The organism is Mycobacterium simiae, assembly GCF_008370645.1.
Classification (GTDB): Bacteria; Actinomycetota; Actinomycetes; order Mycobacteriales; family Mycobacteriaceae; genus Mycobacterium; species Mycobacterium simiae_A.
The window spans coordinates 1-19,148 of the sequence record NZ_VTZN01000034.1; the positions used below are offsets into that span (position 1 = coordinate 1).

The following is a 19,148-nucleotide window of genomic DNA, read 5'->3' on the forward strand; positions in this document are numbered from 1 at the left end:
GCATGACGGTTGCCGGGATCGACCTGCTGGATTACGACGCGGTCATCGAACGCTTTGATCCGGTGCTGGGTTTGGAAGTGCACGTTGAGTTGTCGACGGCCACCAAGATGTTCTGCGGCTGCGCTACGACGTTTGGTGCCGAGCCCAACACTCAGGTGTGTCCGGTCTGTCTGGGCTTGCCGGGGTCGCTTCCTGTGCTTAACCGGGCTGCGGTCGAGTCGGCGATCCGCATCGGGTTGGCGCTTAACTGCGAGATCGTTTCCTGGTGCCGGTTTGCCCGGAAGAATTACTTCTACCCCGACATGCCTAAGAATTACCAGATTTCGCAGTATGACGAGCCGATCGCCGTTAACGGCTACCTCGAAGCGCCACTGGACGACGGCACCACGTGGCGGGTGGAGATCGAGCGGGCCCACATGGAGGAAGACACCGGCAAGCTGACCCACATCGGCAGTGAGACCGGCCGCATTCACGGCGCGACGACGTCCCTCATCGACTACAACCGTGCTGGCGTGCCGCTGATCGAAATCGTTACCAAGCCCATTGTGGGTGCCGGGGAACGGGCGCCGCAGGTAGCTCGGGCGTATGTGACAGCGTTGCGAGACTTGTTGCGCGCGCTCGATGTATCCGACGTCCGGATGGACCAGGGGTCGATGCGTTGCGATGCGAACGTGTCGCTAAAGGCAAGGGGCGCAAAGGAATTCGGAACCAGAACGGAAACCAAAAACGTCAACTCGCTCAAAAGCGTTGAAGTAGCTGTCCGCTATGAGATGCAGCGCCAAGCAGCCATCCTGCGGGCCGGCGGCCAGATTACCCAGGAGACCAGGCACTTTCATGAGTCCGGGTACACCAGCCCCGGCCGCGTCAAAGAAACCGCAGAGGACTATCGGTATTTCCCAGAACCCGACCTGGAGCCGGTGGCGCCCAGTCGCGAGCTGGTCGAAGAATTGCGCCAGACCATACCCGAGCTACCGTGGTTGACACGCAAGCGGATTCAGCAGGAGTGGGGCATTTCCGATGAGGTGATGCGCGACCTGGTCAACGCCGGTGCAGTCGAATTTGTGGCCGACACGGTCAAACACGGAGCGTCCAGTCAGGATGCGCGCGCCTGGTGGGGAAATTTTCTGGTGCAGAAGGCCAATGAGGCCGGCGTCGGGTTGGGCGAACTGCCCATCACCCCCGCGCAGGTGGCGGCGGTCGTGGCATTAGTCGAGGCAGGCAAGCTATCCAACAAGCTGGCCCGCGAGGTCGTGGCAGGGGTGCTGGCTGGTGAAGGCGAACCCGAGCAGGTGATGACCGCTCGCGGGCTGGCGCTGGTCCGCGACGACTCGCTGACCCAGGCCGCCGTCGACGCGGCGCTGGCTGCCAATCCTGATGTGGCCGAAAAGATCCGCGGCGGCAAGGTGGCAGCAGCGGGTGCGATCGTCGGCGCGGTGATGAAGGCTACCCGCGGTCAGGCTGATGCGGCCCGGGTGCGCGAACTGGTATTGGCGGCCTGCGGTCAGAGCTAGCCCGGCTGCAGGTTCGTGGACTGGTCTCTACGAAATCGCTACGAAAAGTATCGAAACACGTCGTGGCAATTCATGATGTTGAGGTGATCGCTGAATCGTTCGATGACCTGATGACGATGCTGGACTCCCCGGTATTCGTGGTGACCACCCAGGCCGATGGTGAACCGTCGGGTTGTCTGGTTAGCTTCGCCACCCAGACGAGCGTGCAGCCCCCGAGTTTCATGGTCGGCATGTCCAGAAGTAACCACATTTGCGAGGTGGCGAGCCGATCTCAGCACCTGGCGGTGCACGTCCTGTCGCAGCGCCAGCGCGCCCTGGCCGAACTGTTCGGCAGTCAAACCGGGGATGAGCTCGACAAATTCGCCCACTGCTCGTGGCGCGCCGGCCCGTATGGGATGCCGATGCTCGACGAAGCGGTCGCGTGGTTCGTGGGTAGGACTGCGAGTCGTAGCGATGTCGGGGATCACGTGTGCTACCTGCTGGAGCCCGTCGCAGTGTGGGCCCCCGAGTGCTCCGAAGAACTGCTTTACCTCTCGGATCTTGATCTCGATCTCGACCCCGGCCAGGAGGAGCCGACACGGCGGTTCTATGCACCCAGTGAAGTGACACGCCGATACGGCGTGAGGTTCACCCTCGATATGCCGTAACGCGATCACGTCATCCTGAGCCGTGGCAATCGCGCCACACCCGAGGCAAAGACAAACAAGGCCCCGACCCGCGGCGGCCCCTGTAATCGCGGGACAGCCCCCGTATCGTTTGACCGCCGAGAGAGTTTAGGTCTTGTCGTCGCTGTTGCGTGGGAACCCGCCGCCTTGCGGGAATAACGGAAACACCACGTCGTCGAGCTTCTCCGCGTCCCCGGCGGTCCTGTTGACCGTAGCGCCCCACACGTTGCCGTCCGGTGACATCCGCAACGCCCAGGCGTGCGCATGAGTGTCCTTGCGCACGACGTCGGGCTCACCGGTGACCGCACCCGTTGACGCCGCAAGCCGGACCGCCACCGTCAGCTTGGTATTGATCAAATTAACCAGCACGGTGCCGTCCATGGCCGCGCACCCGGCCACCCCCGGCTTGTCCGGCCACGTCCACACCGTGGAGATCTCCGACTTCTTGGTGATCCGCTGCAACCGGTCCGCGCCGGGGGTGCGATCGACGATATACAGCGAGCCGTCGACGGGATCGATGCACATGCCGCCGCCCGAGCCAACGCCGGTCAGCGCAGTCGTCGGCGGTGCCTGTCCGATGGTGGTGGGCTGCTCGATACGCAAGACCTTGCCGGCCAACGAATTGGGGTCGGCGGCCATCGCCGGGTTCCCCGCGTCCCCGGTCATTACCACCAGCGTGGTGGGGCTGGTGAAGATGAGTGCGCCGGTGTTGCCGGTAGCACCTTTCGGAATCCCGGTCAGGATGTCTTTGGGGACGTCGCCGTCGGCGATGCGGATAACCCGGTTGTCCGTGGGTGTGCTGATGTAGGCGTACATCAGCCGGTCCTGTGAGTAGGTGGGCGACAGCACAATATCCATCAAGCCGCCATCACCGGCCGGATCGACGGGGATCACCATCTTCACTTTGGGTTCGGCGCTGATCGAGATCTCCTTGACGGCACCCGTCGTGCGTTCGGCCACCAGTGCCGTCTTGCTGTCCATGCCCATGATCAGGCCGCTGGTGCTCTCCAGACAGCCCTGCATGACGCCCGGCGCGGGGCATGCCTTGGGAAATGGTGTGGGCGGCAGCGGCGGCGGCGGGGGAGGAGTCGAACTGGGCTGGGGCCGCAGTTCCGGGTTCGTGGTGAAGGGTTCCGACTGGGCGTCGTTGAACCGCGCGCAACCGCTCGACACCAGCACCGCCGTACACCCGGCAGCGAGCGCGCACCGAACCGTTCGCCGTATCCGCATGATCGACAGGCTACGGACTCTGTCCGTGCCATCGCCACCTACGGCCCCGGCATCGCCTCTGTAATAGGCAATTTGCTCCTCGGCAGCCGATTTGCGGCGGTCGGCGGGCTTTCGGTGGGGCTGCTGCGGGGTTTGTAGCGGCGAAGTGCGGATTTAACGGGCGAAAGTGCCGCTCAAATCCCAAATTCATGGCCAAATGCCCTTACCCTGGCACGAGTGACCAGTTCGAATGAATCACATTGGCAGCGCCCGGACGGTTTTCCCGGGCCAGCCCCAGGGAGTCCCGTCTCGGCTAGCCTGGTCGACCCCGAAGAAGACTTGATCCCCGCCAGATACGCAGGCGATTCTGGAAGCACCGGGACGACCACAATCATCCCGCCCTACGACCCGACCAATTCCGGTGTCGTTAACTCGGGATATCACTTGATCGACCAACAGGAGCCGCTGCCTTACGTCCAGCCGCAGCAGGCGGGGCGGCAGCTGCCGGCCGTGCCCGCGAGGCTCGATATCGCCGACGATGACGATCGAGTACGCGCCGCCGGTCGGCGCGGCACGCAGAATCTCGGTCTGCTGATACTGCGGGTTGGTCTGGGCGCGGTATTGGTCGCGCACGGATTGCAAAAACTGTTCGGCTGGTGGGGCGGCTCGGGGGTAACCGGATTCAAGAACTCACTGTCCGACGTCGGCTATCAGCATGCGGATATCCTGGCTTACGTGGGTGCCGGCGGTGAGATCGTCGCCGGGGTGCTATTGGTGCTGGGTTTGTTCACCCCGTTGGCCGCGGCGGGTGCCCTGGCATTCCTGATCAACGGCCTGCTCGCAACAGTCTCGGCGCGATCGCGTTCGCACTTCAGCTACTTCCTGCCCGACGGGTACGAATACCAAATCTCCCTGGCGGTAATGGCTGTTGCCGTCATATTGAGCGGTCCCGGCCGCTACGGCCTGGATGCGGGCCGCGGCTGGGCCAGTCGGCCTTTTATCGGGTCGTTTGTAGCGTTGTTAGCCGGCATCGCCGCAGGGATCACCGTCTGGGTGTTGCTCAATGGCGTGAACCCACTGGCCTGAGCGGTCGGTCAGATCGTGGCGACCCGCTGCGCCCGGCTACGCCGCGCTTGCGATCACCATTACCGGTAAGGGTTGGGAACCCGGCCTGAGCTGGCTTTGGTCAATTGGGGCAGGGTCGAGAAGGTGACCGCGGGCAGTCGTAATTCTGACCCGTCTTTGAGTCGGGCACGCGCCCACGATCCGCGGTGGAACCTCAGCCCCTCGATGTCTTGCCAGCGCACCGCCCGACTACCGAACAGCGTTCGCACAGTTAATCCCTGGTTGTCAGCAACAGTGCGCAGCCTGACAATCAATGCCGACAAAAGCCCTGGTATGAGCAGCAACGGCAAACTCGGCGGCCAAGCCAGCACGGGTATCAGCAATCCCAGGGTCGCGAATCCCACAGCCAGGTGCGCGATCGGTGACACTTTGATCACCACCGGTGAGCCAGTAACCACCCTCATATCCTTCCACCCGCCCAGGTTTCGGCGGTGCTGCACCGAGTGCGTGCTGACGGCTGCTGTCAGGCGGCGTGTCGTCACCCTGGAAGCACACCAGGAGCCGTGCGCGCACACTCAAGCTCGCGACTCTGCGGCACCCGGATTTGACGGTTGAGCTGTGCGAAGGCTACCGTCAGATGCTATGAATACCGCCGGAGAGCTTGGAATGCTCCCCAGAATGCTTGTAGTACTTGGTCGGCGCGTTGGTGCCTGACTAGGTCACATCGAGCACCAACGCGCAACCCTCGTGCAGCTGAGCTGACGGGGGTTTTTTGTTGCCCACCAACCAGATTTCCACCGACTAAGGACTGACACCACAGTGAGCGCACCGACGAAGCCAGACTCACCGACATCGCAGGGCGCGGCGAACGGCGCCGAGCCTCCGGCGCCGCTACCCAAACATGTTGCCCCGCAACAACTTACTGGCGCGCAGGCGGTGATCCGGTCGCTGGAGGAACTCGACGTCGACGTCATCTTCGGGATTCCGGGCGGCGCCGTCCTGCCGGTGTACGACCCGCTGTTCGACTCCCAGAAACTGCGCCACGTGCTGGTCCGCCACGAGCAGGGCGCGGGCCACGCAGCCAGCGGCTACGCCCACGTCACCGGCCGGGTCGGGGTGTGCATGGCAACGTCGGGTCCCGGCGCCACCAATCTGGTAACGCCGCTGGCCGACGCCCAAATGGACTCGATCCCGGTGGTCGCCATCACCGGTCAGGTCGGCCGCGGGTTAATCGGGACAGACGCCTTCCAGGAAGCCGATATCTCCGGCATTACGATGCCGATCACCAAGCACAACTTCCTGGTCCGCTCCGGTGACGAAATTCCCCGAGTGCTCGCCGAGGCGTTCCACATTGCGGCGTCGGGACGGCCGGGCGCGGTGTTGGTTGACATCCCCAAGGACGTGCTGCAGGGCCAATGCACCTTCAGCTGGCCGCCGCGGATGGATCTGCCCGGCTATAAGCCCAACACCCGGCCGCATAACCGCCAGACTCGTGCCGCCGCCAAGCTGATCGCCGCTGCGCGCAAGCCGGTGCTGTATGTCGGCGGCGGCGTGATCCGCGGCGAGGCGACCGAACAGCTCCGCGAGCTGGCCGAACTGACCGGCATCCCGGTGGTCACCACGCTGATGGCCCGCGGGGCCTTTCCGGACAGCCACCGGCAGAACCTCGGCATGCCCGGCATGCACGGCACCGTGGCCGCCGTGGCAGCGCTGCAGCGCAGCGACTTGCTGATCGCGCTCGGCACCCGTTTCGATGACCGGGTCACCGGCAAGCTTGATTCGTTCGCTCCGGAGGCCAAAGTCATCCACGCCGACATCGATCCGGCCGAGATCGGCAAAAACCGGAACGCCGACGTGCCGATCGTGGCCGACGTCAAAGCCGCTATCACCGATCTCATCGCGATGCTGCGCCACTACGAAATTCCCGGCAACCTGGATATCAGCGACTGGTGGACGTATCTGGACGGCGTTCGCAAGACATATCCGCTGAGCTACGGGCCGCAAAGCGACGGCAGCCTGAGCCCGGAGTATGTGATCGAGCAGCTGGGCGAGATCGCCGGCCCGGACGCCGTCTACGTCGCCGGCGTCGGCCAGCATCAAATGTGGGCGGCGCAGTTCATCAAATACGAAAAGCCGCGCACCTGGCTGAACTCCGGCGGGCTGGGCACCATGGGATTCGCTATCCCGGCGGCCATGGGCGCCAAGCTCGCCCGGCCGGACACCGAAGTGTGGGCGATCGACGGCGACGGCTGCTTCCAGATGACCAACCAGGAATTGGCCACCTGCGCGATCGAGGGCGTACCGATCAAGGTCGCGCTGATCAACAACGGCAACCTGGGCATGGTGCGGCAGTGGCAGAGCCTGTTCTACGCGGAGCGCTACTCGCAAACCGACCTGGCCACTCACTCGCACCGTATTCCGGACTTTGTGAAGCTGGCCGAGGCGCTGGGCTGCGTCGGATTGCGTTGCGAGCGTGCAGAAGATGTCGTCGACGTGATCAACCAGGCTCGGGCGATCAACGACCGCCCGGTGGTGATCGACTTCATCGTCGGCGCCGACGCGCAAGTGTGGCCCATGGTTGCGGCCGGCACCAGCAACGACGAGATCCAAGCCGCCCGCGGCATCCGTCCGCTGTTCGACGACGAAAGCGAAGGGCACGCGTGATGAGCGCAAAAACGCACACCTTGTCGGTGTTGGTCGAAGACAAGCCCGGCGTGCTGGCGCGGGTGGCAGCGCTGTTCTCCCGGCGCGGTTTCAACATCGAGTCCTTAGCGGTGGGGGCCACCGAGCAAAAGAATATGTCGCGGATGACCATCGTGGTCTCCTGTGAGGAGACGCCGCTCGAGCAGGTCACCAAGCAGCTGAACAAGCTCATCAACGTGATCAAGATCATCGAACAGGACGACGAGCATTCGGTGTCCCGGGAATTGGCGTTGATCAAGGTGCGGGCCGACGCGGGTACTCGCAGCCAAGTGATCGAAGCGGTAAACCTCTTCCGCGCCAACGTGATTGACGTATCTCCGGAGTCGCTGACCGTAGAGGCCACCGGTAACCGCGGCAAGCTCGAGGCACTGCTGCGAGTATTGGAGCCGTTCGGCATCCGCGAACTCGCACAATCCGGAATGGTGTCGTTGTCCCGCGGCCCGCGGTGTATCGGCACTGCCAAGTAACTAACAAGGAGAAACTCAACAGTGGCATTAGAGATGTTCTACGACGACGACGCCGACCTGTCGATCATTCAGGGCCGCAAGGTCGGCGTCATTGGTTATGGTAGCCAAGGCCATGCGCACTCTTTGAGCCTGCGCGACTCTGGCGTGCAGGTGCGCGTCGGGCTGAAGGAGGGCTCCAGGTCGCGGGCCAAGGTCGAAGAGCAGGGCCTGGAGGTCGACACGCCGGCCGAGGTGGCCAAGTGGGCCAATGTGATCATGCTGCTGGCCCCCGACACCGCCCAGGCGGAGATCTTCGCAGGCGACATCGAGCCCAACCTCAAAGCCGGTGACGCGTTGTTCTTCGGGCACGGACTCAACATTCACTTCGGCCTGATCAAGCCGCCCGCTGACGTCACCGTCGCGATGGTGGCACCAAAAGGACCCGGTCACCTGGTCCGCCGCCAGTTCGTCGACGGCAAGGGGGTGCCCTGCCTCATCGCCGTCGACCAAGACCCGACCGGCAACGGTGAGGCGCTGGCGCTGTCCTACGCCAAGGCCATTGGCGGCACGCGCGCCGGCGTCATCAAGACCACCTTCAAGGACGAGACCGAAACCGACCTGTTCGGTGAGCAAGCCGTCTTGTGCGGCGGCACTGAGGAATTGGTCAAAGCCGGCTTCGACGTGATGGTCGAGGCGGGCTACCCGCCCGAGATGGCGTACTTCGAGGTGCTGCACGAGCTGAAGCTGATCGTCGACCTGATGTATGAGGGTGGCATCGCACGGATGAACTACTCGGTGTCCGACACCGCGGAGTTCGGCGGCTACCTGTCGGGCCCGCGCGTCATCGACGCCGGCACCAAGGACCGGATGCGCGAGATCCTGCGCGACATCCAGAACGGCGACTTCGTCAAGAAGCTGGTCGCCAACGTTGAGGGCGGCAATAAGCAACTCGAGCAGCTGCGCAAAGAGAACGCCGAGCATCCCATCGAGGTCACCGGCAAGAAGCTGCGCGACCTGATGAGCTGGGTCGACCGCCCCATCACCGAGACGGCCTAGCGCCGTCGCGTCGAAACTGTAGTTATCGTGGACTTCTTCGGCGTGTCATCACGGTAGCTACAGTGTCGCGGTGCGTTCGGCGACCGACACCACCCGGCGCGCCAAGTGCTCCAGCGCCGCTCCGGTAGCGTCGTCGAACTCGTGGATGTTGTCGTGGGTCGCGACCAGGCCAACCCCGTAAGGGTTGCCGTCCACGAACTTCAACGGATCGGTGTATCCCGGCGGCACGATGATGCCGCCGAAATGCATCAAGGTGACGTACAGAGTGAGCAAGGTGCTCTCCTGGCCGCCGTGCAGCGTATTTGAGGAGGTAAAGGCGGCATAAACCTTGTCGGCCAACTTGCCTTCGGCCCACAGCCCGCCCAGCGAGTCCAGGAAGTCGCGCAATTGCGCTGCCACTGAGCCGAACCGGGTGGGGGACCCGAAAATCACCGCGTCGGCCCACACCATGTCCTCGCCGGTGGCGACCGGAAGTTCCTTGGTCGCTTCATAGTTCGCCGTCCAAGCTGGGTTGTGCGCGAACGATTGCGGGTCGCGGGTTTCGGTGACAGGGCGCACCCTGACCTCAGCGCCGGCCGCCTCGGCCGCCGCGGCGACGCGCCGCGCCATCGTGGTGCCGTGACCGGTGGCCGAGTAATAGATGATCGCGAGTTTCGTCATGGCGTCAGCTTAGGCATGTCGGTGATGCCGAACTCGCGGCGCAACACGGTGCGCGCGGCGTAATAGCCGCACATGCCATGGACGCCTGCGCCGGGCGGGGTAGCCGCCGAACACAAGTAGACCTTGGGAATAGGTGTGCTCCAAGGGTTCAGCCGCAGCGCGGGGCCGGCGATCGCGCGCCAGACCGAATGGGCGCCCACTGCGATGTCGCCGCCCACGTAGTTGGCGTTATGGTCGGCCATCCGGGCGGCGGGCACCGAACGGGCCGCCACGACGACGTCGCGGAATCCCGGCGCGAACCGTTCCACGACCCGCGTCACAGTCTCAGTCGCATCGACCGCAGACCCCGCCGGTACGTGAGCGTAGGTCCAGAAGGGACGGCGACCGGTTGAATCGACGCGACCGGGATCGGCGACATGCGGACAAGCGGCCAGCACCATCGGCCACTCGGCGTGGCGACCGGCCGCGATGTCGGCCTCAGCCTGCGCCATCTGCCCCCGGGTACCGCCAAGGTGCAGCGTCGGTGCCCGCGCTAGCCGGGGATCGGACCATGGGATCTCGTCGCTGAGCACGAAGTCCACCTTGGCCGCGCCTGAGCCAAATCGGTAGCGCTGCAGCGCCTTAGCGTACCGACCGGGGATCGTGTCCCGGTAGATGGGAAGCAGCGTGGTTGGTGCGGTGTCGAAGACGACGACACCGCCAGGGGGGTCGTTGATCTCGACGCCTGCCGTCAGCTCACCACCGTGACTGAGCAGATCGGCGATCAGTGCGTCGGCAATAGCTTGGCTGCCGCCCACCGGGATCGGCCAGCCCACCGAATGGGCCAGCGTTGCCAGCATTAGCCCGGCACCTGCGGAGACCAGCGACGGCATGGGCGAAATAGCGTGAGCGGCAACACCGGTGAACAACGCACGAGCATCCTCGCCGGCTAGTGACCACCACGCTGGGGTGCCCTGGGCCAGCATCCGCGGTCCCAGCTGCGCGACGGAAAGTAACGAACCGGGCACCGAACGCTTGTCGCCGAGCAGGAACTCAACCACGCCACGGGAGCTTGCTACCAGTGGGCCGAGCAGCCGGCGCCAGGATGTGCCGTTGTCCAACTCGGCGCAGGTGCGGGTCAGATCACGGTATGCGATCGCCGCGGGCCGGTCCGGTAGCGGGTTGGCATACGAGATGTCGGGTACGGCTAACATCACGTCCCGTGCGGCCAAGTCGAACTCGGCGAAAAACGCGCACGCCAGCGCCAACGGGTGCACGGCCGAACACACGTCATGCACAATTCCGGGGAATGCGCAGTCGACCGCGCTGCGAGCTCCGCCGCCGAAGGTTGGCTGAGCCTCGATAACCTGCACTTTCAAACCGGCGCGGGCGCAGATGACAGCAGCGCTCAGCCCATTGGGGCCGCTGCCGACGACGGTGACGTCCACCCGCTGATTACAGCCGACTGAGCCGACGGCGGCGACCCCAGCACCCGACTTCGCGGCGCTGGCGCTCGCGGCTACGCTGGCCGCGTGAACCTGCCTGTTGTGTTAATCGCCGACAAACTTGCCCAATCGACCGTCGCTGCCCTGGGAGACCAGGTCGAGGTGCGCTGGGTGGATGGCCCTGACCGGGAGAAGCTGCTGGCCGCGGTGCCCGAGGCCGACGCGCTGCTGGTGCGGTCGGCTACCACGGTCGACGCCGAGGTGCTGGCCGCGGCTTCGAAACTCAAGATCGTGGCGCGCGCCGGGGTGGGGCTGGATAACGTTGATGTAGCCGCCGCCACCGCCCGCGGTGTGCTGGTGGTCAATGCGCCCACCTCCAACATCCACAGCGCCGCCGAGCACGCGTTGGCGCTGCTGTTGGCAGCAGCTCGCCAGATCCCGGCCGCCGACGCCTCGTTGCGTGAACGCAGCTGGAAACGGTCGTCGTTCTCCGGCACCGAAATCTTCGGCAAGACCGTCGGCGTAGTCGGGTTGGGCAGGATCGGACAGTTGGTAGCCCAGCGGATCGCCGCGTTCGGCGCTCACGTCATCGCCTACGACCCCTACGTGTCCGCCGCCCGAGCAGCGCAACTGGGCATCGAGTTGGTGCCACTGGACGACCTGCTGGCTCGAGCCGACTTCATCTCGGTGCACTTGCCCAAGACAGCGGAGACCGCGGGCCTCATCGACAAGGAGGCCCTGACGAAGGCCAAGCCCGGCGTCATCATCGTCAACGCCGCGCGCGGTGGCCTGGTGGACGAGGCCGCGCTCGCCGACGCGATCAGCAGCGGCCACGTGCGCGCGGCCGGCCTTGACGTGTTCGCCACGGAACCCTGCACCGACAGTCCGCTTTTCGAGCTGCCGCAGGTGGTGGTCACGCCGCATCTGGGGGCGTCCACCGCGGAGGCCCAGGATCGGGCCGGCACCGACGTCGCCGAGAGCGTGCGGCTGGCGTTGGCAGGAGAGTTTGTGCCCGACGCAGTCAACATCGGCGGCGGGGTGGTCAACGAGGAGGTGGCGCCCTGGCTGGATCTGGTCCGTAAGCTCGGGGTGCTGGCGGCCGCGCTGTCCGACGCGCCTGCGGTGTCGTTGTCGGTGCAGGCGCGTGGCGAACTCGCCTCCGAAGAGGTTGAGGTGCTGAAACTCTCGGCGCTGCGGGGTCTGTTCTCGGCTGTTGTGGAGGATCCGGTGACCTTCGTCAACGCGCCGGCGCTGGCCGCTGAACGAGGTGTTTCCGCCGAGATCACCACGGCCTCGGAAAGTCCGAACCACCGCAGTGTCGTCGACGTTCGGGCGGTCGGCGCGGACGGCTCAGTTGTCAATGTGTCCGGCACGCTGTACGGCCCGCAACTGTCGCAGAAGATCGTGCAGATCAACGGCCGTCACTTCGACATGCGGGCCGAAGGTATCAATCTCATTGTTCACTACGTCGACCAGCCGGGAGCGCTGGGCAAGATCGGCACCTTGCTCGGCGCGGCCGGGGTGAACATCCATGCCGCTCAACTGTCCGAGGATATCGAGGGTCCCCGCGCGACGATCCTGCTAAGGCTGGACCAAGACGTCCCCGACGATGTGCGGTCGGCGATTGTGGCGGCGGTCGGGGCCAACAAGCTTGAGGTGGTTGATCTTTCGTGAGGCCCACCGGCGGCGATGCAGAACAAAGTGATGAGGTGGGGGCACCACCCGCTTGCGGGGGAGAGCGGCGCCGATGAAGTTGGCGGTGATTGCCGGCGACGGGATCGGCCCCGAGGTCGTCGCCGAAGCGGTCAAAGTCCTCGATGCAGTCCTACCGGGCGTGCAGAAGACCGACTACGACCTCGGCGCCCGGCGCTTCCATAGCACCGGCGAGATATTGCCGGATTCGGTAGTCGACGAGTTGCGCGCACACGACGCCATCCTGCTTGGAGCTATCGGTGATCCGTCGGTACCCAGCGGCGTCCTGGAGCGAGGCTTGTTGCTGCGGTTGCGCTTCGAGCTGGACCACCACATCAACCTGCGGCCGGCCCGGCTGTATCCGGGCGTGACCAGCCCGCTGGCCGGCGACCCGGACATCGACTTCGTGGTGGTGCGTGAGGGCACCGAAGGCCCCTATACCGGTAACGGCGGCGCGATCCGCGTCGGCACGCCTAACGAGGTGGCCACCGAGGTCAGCGTGAACACCGCATTCGGTGTGCGCCGAGTAGTTGCCGACGCCTTCGATCGGGCGTGGCGCCGCCGCAAGCACGTGACCCTGGTGCACAAGACGAACGTGCTGACCTTCGCCGGGTCGCTATGGTGGCGGACGGTTCGGGAGATCGGCGAGCAGTACCCCGACGTCGAGATCGCCTATCAACACGTCGACGCGGCGACTATCCATATGGTCACCGACCCCGGTCGTTTTGACGTGATTGTCACCGACAACCTGTTCGGCGACATCATCACCGACCTGGCAGCGGCGGTCTGCGGCGGCATCGGCTTGGCTGCCAGCGCAAATATCGACGCGACCCGGACCAACCCGTCGATGTTCGAGCCGGTGCACGGCAGCGCGCCCGATATTGCCGGGCAGGGCATCGCCGATCCGACCGCGGCGATCATGTCGGTGGCGCTCTTATTGGCTCACTTGGGGGAGGACGATGCCGCAGCTCGCGTCGACCGGGCTGTCGAGTCCCACTTAGCGACTCGCGGGAGCCAATCGCGGGCGACCGTCGATGTCGGCGAACGGATTATCGCCCGGCTGTAGTCGCTGTTGCCAGGCGCCCACCGGCGCTATCGGCAGTGCGGTCAGGTCGGCGTTCCACGGGATCGAACGGTCTGCCACCAGCGATGTCGGCGAATAGATTGCCGCCGCGCTCTGGTCTCCAAGCCGGGCGGAAGTAGCCGGACCGGCACTAATAGCACTGCGGCCAGCGGAAACAAGCCGCACAGCCCCCAGGCCAGCGGATAGGCAGCTGCGGTGATCAGCGCGCCAAATAGCGGCGGCCCGGCAGCTGCCATCAGGCGCTGAGTGGTGTTCTGGGTGCCCAGCGCGCGCCCACTCCAATACGGTCCGGCGAATTCCGTGATGGCGGTGGCTTCCAACCCGTTGTCGAGTACCGCGATCACCGAGATGGCGATCATGAGCACAACGTCATAGCGCGAGTCCATGTTGTCGGTGAGGGCCAGCAGAAACAGGGTCAACGCGGCGCTGACGGCAATGATGCGGACCGGACGCATGCGCGAGCCGACGTGGTCGGACCAGCGGCCGACCGCAATGCGGCCCAGCGCGCCCAGCAGCTGCGAGATTGTCACCAAACTGCCCGCCGCCGTGACGCTCCAGCCGTGGTGGTTGATCAGCCAAACCAGCATGAACGTCACCGTCACGGTCTGGGGCATCATCAGCAGCGCTGACACCGCGTGTATTCGCCATAACACGGCCGACCCGCGATACGGACTGGCCAGCTCGGCTACGCTGGCCGCTTCGCGGGACTTTCGCGGTGGGTTGACCACGCCGAGGAGGCTGGCCACCGCGGCCAACGTGCACGCAACGGCGGGAAACATTAACGCGGCATGCACACCGCGTTCGGCCAGCTCGGGTATTGCCAAGGCGCCTAGCGCGATTCCCAGCGGCTGCGCGGTTTGGCGGATGCCCATCGCCAGGCCGCGTTGGTGTGGTGGGAACCAACCCGACACCAATCGCCCGCCGGCGCTGTTGCAGCTGGCCGCCGCCATGCCGCCGAGGAACAAGTACACACCCATCCACGTCAGCGAATGCACCGATGCCGCGGCATAGGCGGCCGCCGCAGTGAGAGCCGACCCTAGGGTCATCACAATTCGCTCGCCGACACGGTCCAAGACGTAGCCCCAGCCGACCAGCGTTACCACCATGCCCCAGCTGGGCATCGACGCCAACAGGCCTGCCTCCGTCAGGCCGGTTCCGCGCGTGTTTTCCAACCGGGGAATCAAGAAAGCGATGCCGTTGATGAAAAGAAACGAAGTTGCCGTCACCACCAACGAGACGATCACGATCGACCAACGTGCGAACCGGCTCAATCCGCCCGCGCCGCTCGGATCGTAGGGCATTGGCTCATGCTCGCACATACGTGTGCTCACTGGCGGCGCAGAAAGACCGACCGGCGGCCAACGGCCAGACTCACTTCACTACGTGAGCGCGCCGCAGTTGCCATGAAACCTCATGGATTCGCCATAACGCGCCGGCCTGGCAGACTCCACGGCCAGGCCCCACTGTCGCCTCGGAAACCGGCCACCAGCGGGATTGGAACTGGGGGCTGCCATCCCGCCGAGGAAAAGCAGCCCGGCTAGGCTCATCCGAATGCGCCTTGGTCGAATTGCCAGTCCTGACGGAGTCGCGTTCGTCAGTATCGAAGGCCAGCTGAATGACCCCGGGGGAATGACCGTCCGCGAGATTGCCGAGCACCCGTTCGGTACGCCGACCTTCACCGGCCGCTCATGGCCATTAGCCGATGTTCGGCTGCTGGCCCCGATTTTGGCCAGCAAGGTGGTGTGCGTCGGCAAGAACTACGCCGACCACATCGCCGAAATGGGCGGCCAAACGGGCCCAGTACCGGCGGACCCGGTGATATTCCTCAAGCCCAACACCGCGATTATCGGTCCCAATGTACCAATCCGGTTGCCCGCCAACGCATCACCGGTTCACTACGAGGGCGAGCTGGCCATCGTGATTAGCCGGCCGTGCAAGGATATCCCCGCCGCGCGGGCCGCCGCCAACATCCTCGGCTACACCATTGCCAACGACGTATCCGCACGCGATCAGCAGCAGGCCGACGGCCAATGGGCTCGGGCGAAAGGCCACGACACATTCTGTCCTGTTGGGCCGTGGATCCTCACCGATATCGACCCTGCTGACCTCGAATTGCGCACTGAAGTCAATGGCGACGTCAAACAGCACGCCCGCACTTCGCTGATGATCCACGACGTTGGCGCCATTGTGGAATGGATATCGGCCGTCATGACGTTGCTGCCGGGAGATCTCATCCTCACCGGAACGCCCGCAGGAGTCGGCCCCATCGAGGATGGTGACACCGTCTCCATCACCATCGAGAGCATCGGTTGCCTGGCCAATCCCGTAGTCCGCAAAGGAAAGCCGTGACTGCAGCAGCTCCTGAAGAAGAAACCCGCGTCCGGGTTCGCTTTTGCCCATCACCCACTGGTATTCCCCATGTCGGCATGGTGCGCACCGCGCTGTTCAACTGGGCCTACGCCCGTCACACCGGCGGCATCTTCGTCTTTCGCATCGAGGACACCGACGCGGCCCGCGACAGCGAGGAGAGCTATCTGGCGCTGCTGGACGCGCTGCGTTGGCTCGGCCTGAACTGGGACGAGGGCCCGGAGATAGGCGGACCCTACGGGCCATACCGGCAGTCGGAGCGCACCGAGCTCTACCGCGATGTCATCGCCAAGCTGCTCGAGGCGGACGAGGCTTACTACGCGTTCTCGACGCCAGAGGAGGTCGAGGCCCGCCATATCGCCGCCGGCCGCAACCCCAAGTTGGGTTATGACAATTTCGACCGCCACCTGACCGACTCCCAGCGGGCGGCGTACCTTGCGCAAGGCCGTAAGCCGGTGGTGCGGCTGCGGATGCCCGACACCGATGTGAGTTGGAACGACCTGGTCCGCGGACCCACCACGTTCGCGGCCGGCTCGGTGCCCGATTTCGCGTTGACCCGCGCCAGCGGCGATCCGCTCTACACCTTGGTCAACCCGTGCGACGACGCGCTGATGAAGATCACCCATGTGCTGCGCGGTGAGGACCTGCTGCCGTCGACCCCGCGTCAAATTGCGCTGTATCAGGCCTTGAGCCGGATTGAGGTAGCGCAGCGAATCCCCGAATTCGCCCATCTACCAACGGTCTTGGGGGAGGGAACCAGGAAACTCTCCAAACGCGACCCGCAGTCGAATCTGTTTGCGCACCGCGACCGGGGCTTCATTCCGGAAGGCTTGTTGAATTACCTTGCGCTGCTGGGCTGGTCGATCGCCGACGATCATGACCTATTCAGCCTCAGTGAGATGGTGGCAGCGTTCGACGTTACCGATGTGAACTCCAACCCGGCTCGCTTCGACCAAAAGAAGGCCGACGCGCTCAACGCCGAGCACATCCGGATGCTCGAGGCCACCGACTTCACCCAGCGGCTGGGCAACTATTTCGAGGCACACGGCTACCACATCGACTTGAGTGACTCAGCCTTCGCGGTTGCCGCGGAGTTGGTGCAAACCCGAATTGTCGTGCTGGGTGACGCGTGGGATCTGCTGAAGTTCCTGAACGACGACCAGTACGCGATCGACCCCAAGGCCGCGGCCAAGGAGTTGGGTCACGATGCGGCGCCGGTACTTGACGCGGCGGTGGCCGCACTCGAAGGTGCAGCCGACTGGACCAAAGCCCACATCGAGGAAGCCCTCAAAGGCGCGCTGATCGAAAACCTCGCGCTGAAACCGCGTCAGGCGTTCGGCCCGATCCGGGTCGCCGCCACCGGGACGACGGTCAGTCCGCCGTTGTTCGAGTCGTTGGAGCTGCTCGGCCGGGACCGAGCCCTGCAGCGGCTGCGCGCAGCACGCGCGCGGTTCGGGCACGCGTGAGCATTGCAGGCTGACTCTTTGGTAGTCTGCACGTCGGCCGACAATGGCTGGCAGCAGCGGTCTCGACACGGGTTAGGATCCGTGAAATGGGCTCTGACCAGTGGTTTAGGCAGCCAATGGGGTATGGTGTAATTGGCAACACAGCTGATTCTGGTTCAGCCATTCTAGGTTCGAGTCCTGGTACCCCAGCAAAATCCCACCACCGCAAGCGATTAGGTGGGGTTTCCGGGGTGAGCTATGCTGACACTCCGGATCATTTCTGGATCGGTTTCCCGGCCCCGTCGTCTAGCGGCCTAGGACGCCGCCCTCTCACGGCGGTAGCGTGGGTTCGAATCCCATCGGGGCTACAAAATCACCGATCGGCTCCCACTGCGGCTGGTGCAGTGGATCCGCCCACCGGCATGTGCGGCAGCCCCAGCTTGCGGTGATCCCAGGAGCGGGTGCGGCGACTGACGATGCGGACGCCGACGCGCTTGTTCATCATCTGGTCCACGAACGGCTTCATTTCTTCGCTGTAGGGGCCGGTGTAACGCTCCCACACGCTGACCCCTACCCGGTGCAGCGCGTCAGGATCGTCGACGATCTCCGCGATGCCTTCGAAGGACACTCCACGCAGCGTGTCGTAAGTGTTGCCGTCCTCAAGCAGGAAGCTCACCCGCGGATCCCGGCGGAGGTTGACCGCCTTTTGCGACTTGGCTTTGGTCTCCAGCCAGATTTCGCCGTCGACTACGGCGTACCACATCGCCGTCAGGTGCGGATGGCCGTCTGGGCCGATAGTGGCCAGCGTGCCGGTACGACTCGTGGTGACGAATTCGGTGATCTCGGTCTCGGACATGACAATGCTGGCGCGCTGGTTGGTTCCCATCGCGTCAGTGTGTCAGGTGGTCTTGACGCCTACGCGGCTGCGTCAGCCGGTGGGGCCAGTCGCCGCGGGGCTGCCGAAGAGCGACTCCCGGCACCGCCGAACCCCCGGTGCCCGAGAGCTCCCCGACCCGCCGGCGTCGAACGCCGCGACGGCGGTCAAGACTGCAGTGCGGGGGGGAAAAGCACGGTCGTGACAAACGCTGCTACAGCCGCCGCGTGATGTCTTTGGCCGCGGCCACAAGATCGGCGGCCCAGCGCGCACCCGGATGCCGGCCCATCCGGTCAATGGGCCCGGAGACCGAGATGGCAGCGATCACAACACCGCGACCATCGCACACCGGCGCCGAAACGCTGGCCACTCCGGGCTCGCGTTCGGCCACGCTTTGGGCCCACCCGCGCCGTCGCACCTCGGCCAGCGCCCGGTCGCTGAATTTCGCCGTTGCTAACACTGCCTGTTGAGTGGCGGCGTCGCTGTAGGCCAGCAAGACCTTGGCGCCCGAGCCGGCCGTCATCGGTAGCCGTGCCCCGACCGGAACGGTATCCCGAAGGCCCGCAGCCGGTTCCAGCGCGGCCAGACAGACCCGCGAGGTGTCCTCACGCCGATACAACTGCACACTCTCGCCGGTGGTCTCGCGCAACCGGGGCAGCACCACCGCGCTTGCGGCCAGCAGTGGATCATCGACCCGTACCGCGAGTTCGCTTACCGCGGGGCCGAGTCGCCACCGACCCTCCTCGTCGCGACCCGCTAGGCGATGCACCTCCAGGGCAGCCGCTAGCCGGTAGGCGGTGGCGCGGGGCAGGCCGGTCCGCTCACACAGTTCGGCTAGCCCACAGGGAGATTCCGCGATCGCATGCAGGACTGCCACGGCTTTGTCGAGGACGCCGATGCCGCTATGCTGTCTCATAATGAAATACTAACGTCTCATAGTTTGAGAT

The 19,148-nt window shown here is 64.8% G+C and carries 17 protein-coding genes and 2 tRNA genes; 12 read left to right on the top strand and 7 right to left on the bottom strand.

The window, feature by feature from the left end; all coding sequences use genetic code 11:
• Positions 1 to 2: 2 nt before the first annotated feature.
• Positions 3 to 1,511, top strand: a complete 1,509-nt coding sequence (gene gatB / locus F0Q45_RS08075; protein WP_149653445.1) for an Asp-tRNA(Asn)/Glu-tRNA(Gln) amidotransferase subunit GatB — start codon at positions 3 to 5, stop codon at positions 1,509 to 1,511.
• A 110-nt stretch (positions 1,512 to 1,621) separates the two neighbouring features.
• Complete coding sequence (locus F0Q45_RS08080) at positions 1,622 to 2,158, top strand: flavin reductase family protein (protein WP_149653475.1); 537 nt, start codon at positions 1,622 to 1,624, stop codon at positions 2,156 to 2,158.
• A gap of 126 nt (positions 2,159 to 2,284) precedes the next feature.
• On the opposite strand, the gene F0Q45_RS08085 is transcribed toward F0Q45_RS08080, so the two are convergent.
• Positions 2,285 to 3,406: a PQQ-dependent sugar dehydrogenase gene (locus F0Q45_RS08085; protein ID WP_149653446.1), complete on the bottom strand. Its 1,122-nt coding sequence runs from the start codon at positions 3,404 to 3,406 to the stop codon at positions 2,285 to 2,287.
• Positions 3,407 to 3,622: 216 nt separating this feature from the next.
• Between F0Q45_RS08085 and F0Q45_RS08090 the strand changes: the two genes are divergently transcribed.
• A complete protein-coding gene (locus F0Q45_RS08090; RefSeq protein WP_149653447.1) occupies positions 3,623 to 4,471 on the top strand; it encodes a DoxX family protein in 849 nt (282 codons plus the stop codon).
• 59 nt (positions 4,472 to 4,530) lie between these two features.
• On the opposite strand, the gene F0Q45_RS08095 is transcribed toward F0Q45_RS08090, so the two are convergent.
• Positions 4,531 to 4,908, bottom strand: coding sequence for a PH domain-containing protein (locus F0Q45_RS08095; protein ID WP_262490917.1), 378 nt, complete (start codon positions 4,906 to 4,908; stop codon positions 4,531 to 4,533).
• A gap of 361 nt (positions 4,909 to 5,269) precedes the next feature.
• Between F0Q45_RS08095 and F0Q45_RS08100 the strand changes: the two genes are divergently transcribed.
• From F0Q45_RS08100 to ilvC, 3 genes are read left to right on the top strand one after another with little or no spacing between them, the layout of a single operon-like run.
• Entirely contained in the window at positions 5,270 to 7,114 is a 1,845-nt protein-coding gene (locus F0Q45_RS08100) for an acetolactate synthase large subunit (RefSeq protein ID WP_149653449.1), read from the top strand.
• Positions 7,114 to 7,620, top strand: a complete 507-nt coding sequence (ilvN, locus tag F0Q45_RS08105) for an acetolactate synthase small subunit (RefSeq protein ID WP_149653450.1) — start codon at positions 7,114 to 7,116, stop codon at positions 7,618 to 7,620. Before F0Q45_RS08100 ends, ilvN begins: the two co-directional genes overlap by 1 nt.
• Positions 7,621 to 7,653: 33 nt before the next feature.
• Positions 7,654 to 8,655, top strand: a complete 1,002-nt coding sequence (ilvC, locus tag F0Q45_RS08110) for a ketol-acid reductoisomerase (RefSeq protein ID WP_149653476.1) — start codon at positions 7,654 to 7,656, stop codon at positions 8,653 to 8,655.
• Between the two features lie 57 nt (positions 8,656 to 8,712).
• On the opposite strand, the gene wrbA is transcribed toward ilvC, so the two are convergent.
• Together wrbA and F0Q45_RS08120 are read right to left on the bottom strand one after the other, a co-directional pair.
• On the bottom strand, positions 8,713 to 9,315 hold the full coding sequence (gene wrbA / locus F0Q45_RS08115) for an NAD(P)H:quinone oxidoreductase (RefSeq protein ID WP_149653451.1): 603 nt from the start codon (positions 9,313 to 9,315) through the stop codon (positions 8,713 to 8,715).
• Positions 9,312 to 10,742 carry a phytoene desaturase family protein gene (locus F0Q45_RS08120; protein WP_149653452.1) on the bottom strand — a complete coding sequence of 477 codons (1,431 nt, stop codon included), beginning with the start codon at positions 10,740 to 10,742 and terminating at the stop codon, positions 9,312 to 9,314. The genes wrbA and F0Q45_RS08120 overlap by 4 nt, the downstream gene beginning before the upstream one ends.
• 84 nt (positions 10,743 to 10,826) lie before the next feature.
• Here F0Q45_RS08120 and serA point away from each other — a divergent pair, with 84 nt between their 5' ends.
• Both serA and F0Q45_RS08130 read left to right on the top strand, forming a co-directional pair.
• Positions 10,827 to 12,413 (top strand): phosphoglycerate dehydrogenase, encoded by a 1,587-nt coding sequence (gene serA, locus F0Q45_RS08125; protein ID WP_149653453.1) that lies wholly within the window; start codon positions 10,827 to 10,829, stop codon positions 12,411 to 12,413.
• Positions 12,414 to 12,486: 73 nt separating this feature from the next.
• Positions 12,487 to 13,497: a 3-isopropylmalate dehydrogenase gene (locus tag F0Q45_RS08130; protein ID WP_149653454.1), complete on the top strand. Its 1,011-nt coding sequence runs from the start codon at positions 12,487 to 12,489 to the stop codon at positions 13,495 to 13,497.
• A gap of 41 nt (positions 13,498 to 13,538) precedes the next feature.
• Here the strand turns inward: F0Q45_RS08130 and F0Q45_RS08135 are convergent, their stop codons facing one another.
• Positions 13,539 to 14,816, bottom strand: coding sequence for an MFS transporter (locus tag F0Q45_RS08135; RefSeq protein WP_149653455.1), 1,278 nt, complete (start codon positions 14,814 to 14,816; stop codon positions 13,539 to 13,541).
• 250 nt (positions 14,817 to 15,066) lie between these two features.
• Between F0Q45_RS08135 and F0Q45_RS08140 the strand changes: the two genes are divergently transcribed.
• From F0Q45_RS08140 to F0Q45_RS08155, 4 genes are all read left to right on the top strand, one after another.
• The gene (locus F0Q45_RS08140; RefSeq protein ID WP_149653456.1) at positions 15,067 to 15,864 is read left to right on the top strand and encodes a fumarylacetoacetate hydrolase family protein; all 798 of its coding nucleotides are present in this window, start codon (positions 15,067 to 15,069) and stop codon (positions 15,862 to 15,864) included.
• Entirely contained in the window at positions 15,861 to 17,348 is a 1,488-nt protein-coding gene (gene gltX, locus F0Q45_RS08145; protein WP_149653457.1) for a glutamate--tRNA ligase, read from the top strand. Before F0Q45_RS08140 ends, gltX begins: the two co-directional genes overlap by 4 nt.
• Before the next feature lie 117 nt (positions 17,349 to 17,465).
• Positions 17,466 to 17,537: transfer RNA gene (locus F0Q45_RS08150), tRNA-Gln, on the top strand.
• Positions 17,538 to 17,622: 85 nt separating this feature from the next.
• Positions 17,623 to 17,695, top strand: a tRNA-Glu gene (locus F0Q45_RS08155).
• Positions 17,696 to 17,700: 5 nt separating this feature from the next.
• Here the strand turns inward: F0Q45_RS08155 and F0Q45_RS08160 are convergent.
• The gene (locus F0Q45_RS08160) at positions 17,701 to 18,213 is read right to left on the bottom strand and encodes a PPOX class F420-dependent oxidoreductase (RefSeq protein ID WP_149653458.1); all 513 of its coding nucleotides are present in this window, start codon (positions 18,211 to 18,213) and stop codon (positions 17,701 to 17,703) included.
• Positions 18,214 to 18,415: 202 nt separating this feature from the next.
• Positions 18,416 to 19,117 (bottom strand): IclR family transcriptional regulator, encoded by a 702-nt coding sequence (locus F0Q45_RS08165; RefSeq protein WP_149653459.1) that lies wholly within the window; start codon positions 19,115 to 19,117, stop codon positions 18,416 to 18,418.
• Positions 19,118 to 19,148: the final 31 nt, after the last annotated feature.